The following is a 2,899-nucleotide window of genomic DNA, read 5'->3' on the forward strand; positions in this document are numbered from 1 at the left end:
CACGATTTGCAAGGTTATTAATCCAATTACTAAATCCTCCTGCGGAATCAAAAAAAAGTTTGTATCCCATGAGCCCTAAAAGTAAAGCCAATATAAATGCCCAAACATACTTCGCTTTACTTTCATTACCTATCAAGACCGGTATAGGTTTTACTATTATAGATGTAAGTCGTGATTTCAACCCCAAAAGTAACCCTACAACCCCTATTACTAACACAATTGCATATTTAGCAATCGCAAACTCTAGGTCTATTTCTGATATACGCCACCTCACTAATGAATTAAGGATGTTATAGTTACCTGAAACAGACATTAAATAAGGAATATTAGTAATTATTATCAAAAACAGAGAAATCATTACTGGTGAAAATAGGTCTTTCTTTTGCTTTCTAGAATAAATCATAGGAATAGAGAATAAGATTAATAGAATGACTGAAATTATGAATATCTGCATTGTTTCCATCCTTTTTTGGATTTCCTTACAATTTTTATGCTACTTAACATCTATTCGTTCAGTCAACAAAAATTTGAAGTAAGAAGGTAGAAAAAATAAGTAGCACAATTTAAATTCCTCACTTTTCTACTATTGTAATTATACTACCGTCCCCAGTTGCATCCTTTCAAGAATAAGATGAAGCGTAATACCATATAGGGTTTTAAAAGGTTCCAGTCTAATACAATTCTCCATTTACTGCACTTAAGGTTCTATTCGTATAAACCGGATGGTTCTTCCATATTTGTAAACAACCCAACATATGAAAGCAGCCATTCCATATCCCATATACAGAGTTTTTCATCTGTATATTTTGGAATAAGTAAAGGAATAAGCCATCATTATCTATTTTAATATTTTACAGTTCCACATTGGTCATTATTGAGCTGATGTATTAAAGGCAAATCTCTAGAATCATCTCGAAACCACTTACTGCATATTTACCTTCTTTATAATCTTTTTAATACAGCAAACTAAAGCTAAGCACACATTGGTGAGCTACAATTCATATATTACCTGTATTGAGAGATTTGTTAAAAAATTGTGATTTTATATACTTATGTTTACTTTTCATGTTATGTTACCAGCTTAACTTTCCAGGATTGTCGGATTATAGGCACTGAACTCAAAAATCAGACAAAATTGGAATTGCTATAAGCTACACAAGTAAAGCTCCTTCTAAACTATTTATGGTCTCTCTACCAATCGAATCATAGGTCATCTTCGCTTTTTTAGCACTATTTAAATCGTAGCAATTTCTACCATCTATTACAATTGGAGTTTTCATAAGTTTGCTATATTTAGATAGATCAAAGTTTTTGACTTCATCCCATTCAGTAAAGATAAAACATATATCTGCATCTTTAATAGTATCTTCAATGGTATTACAGTAGGTTATTTTATCTGGGTAGATTTCTCTAAAGTTATCAACACCAACAGGATCCCACGCATTTAAATTGCATCCATCTTCTAACATAATGGGGATATTAACCAGAGTAGGTGCTTCCCTTAAGTCATCAGTTCCTGGTTTGAATGTTAATCCCAAAACAGCTACATTAACCCCTCTTAAACTATCAAAGTACTTTCGTGATTTCTTAAGTAACTTTAATTTTTGATTTTCATTCACATCAATAGCTGCCTTAATAGTCTTTAATTCATTATCATGAAAATTCGCTAACCAGTGAAGTGCTTTGGTATCTTTAGGGAAACATGATCCCCCGTAACCTATCCCTGCATTTAAAAATTTATTACCTATACGACTATCATAACCCATTCCAAGTGCAACATCTTCAATGTCAGCTCCAATAATTTCACAAAGATTTGCTATTTCATTTATAAATGATATTTTCAAGGCAAGAAAATCATTGGAAGCATACTTTATCATTTCCGCACTCTTCCTATTCGTAACAACTATAGGAGCATCAAAATCTTTATAAACTCCTCTTAAAATATCACCAGCAATTTCCTCTTCTACTCCAATAACAATCCTAGACGGGTATAAAGTATCCCTTACCGCTGTTCCTTGTGCCAAAAACTCTGGGTTTGAAGCGACATATACATTTACATCTTGAGCTAGGTTGTTTCTAATCATATCTTCTAACTTATCATTTGTACCTATTGGCACTGTAGATTTAACGACCACAACACAATCTTTCACAATACTTTCAGCAATTTGCATAGCAACTGAATAGACATGACTTAAATTAGCAGAACCATCTTTTTTTTCTGGTGTACCAACTCCAATAAAAATAACATCCGCATCCCTATAAGCTTCTTTATAATCTACCGTGAATTTTAATCTATTCATATTTTGTGCCATTAACTGTTCAAGATCTTTTTCATATATAGGAGAAATACCAGCCTCCATTAGGGATATTTTTCTTTCATCTACATCAACACAAGTAACAGAATGCCCTTGTTCGGCAAGACAAACACCAGTTACTAAGCCAACATAACCAGTACCAGCAACAGAAATTTTCATATTGATTCCCCCTTCTTGTAACTTGTTTCATACTTAACAAAAAAAATATATTTCTTCAATGCGTTAATCGAACACTTTACAGATATTTAGCAAAAAAAAGCTAGACATTTTTCTCTACTAAACCTAAATTAAGACTCTACTTTTAGGTTGCCAACAAAAATAATAGAAAGAAAAAATTTCTTGTGATATTCATAGTTTTTTTATACTTAAAATTCCAGGAAAAGTAATTTGAGAGGCGGGGACAACAATAATATTAATATTTGTAAAAGTATTAATATTATTGTTGTGATAAGTATTAAAACATTTTAAAGATATATCAATTTTTTCACATTATTATTTTCTCTAAATCTACTTTAAATTTTTTATTTCATTTGGATTTTGACGCTTGCACAAATATCCAATATTAATAATAATAAGTAAATAGA

At 31.3% G+C, this 2,899-nt stretch carries 2 protein-coding genes; both read right to left on the bottom strand.

Going from position 1 to position 2,899, the window contains the following annotated elements:
• On the bottom strand, positions 1-454 hold a 454-nt coding region (locus ACFVSH_RS24915), incomplete at its 3' end, for a hypothetical protein (protein ID WP_387708427.1).
• 697 nt (positions 455-1,151) lie between these two features.
• Positions 1,152-2,474: a UDP-glucose dehydrogenase family protein gene (locus ACFVSH_RS24920; protein ID WP_387708429.1), complete on the bottom strand. Its 1,323-nt coding sequence runs from the start codon at positions 2,472-2,474 to the stop codon at positions 1,152-1,154.
• Between the last annotated feature and the right edge of the window lie 425 nt (positions 2,475-2,899).

Origin of the sequence: Peribacillus sp. NPDC058002, assembly GCF_042886655.1 — a bacterium.
GTDB classification, from domain to species: Bacteria; Bacillota; Bacilli; order Bacillales; family DSM-1321; genus Peribacillus; species Peribacillus aracenensis.

What these genes read in the sequence shown, in the direction of transcription:
- ACFVSH_RS24920 (WP_387708429.1), bottom strand. Translation starts at nt 2,474, where the DNA reads ATGAAAATTTCTGTTGCTGGTACTGGTTATGTTGGCTTAGTAACTGGT.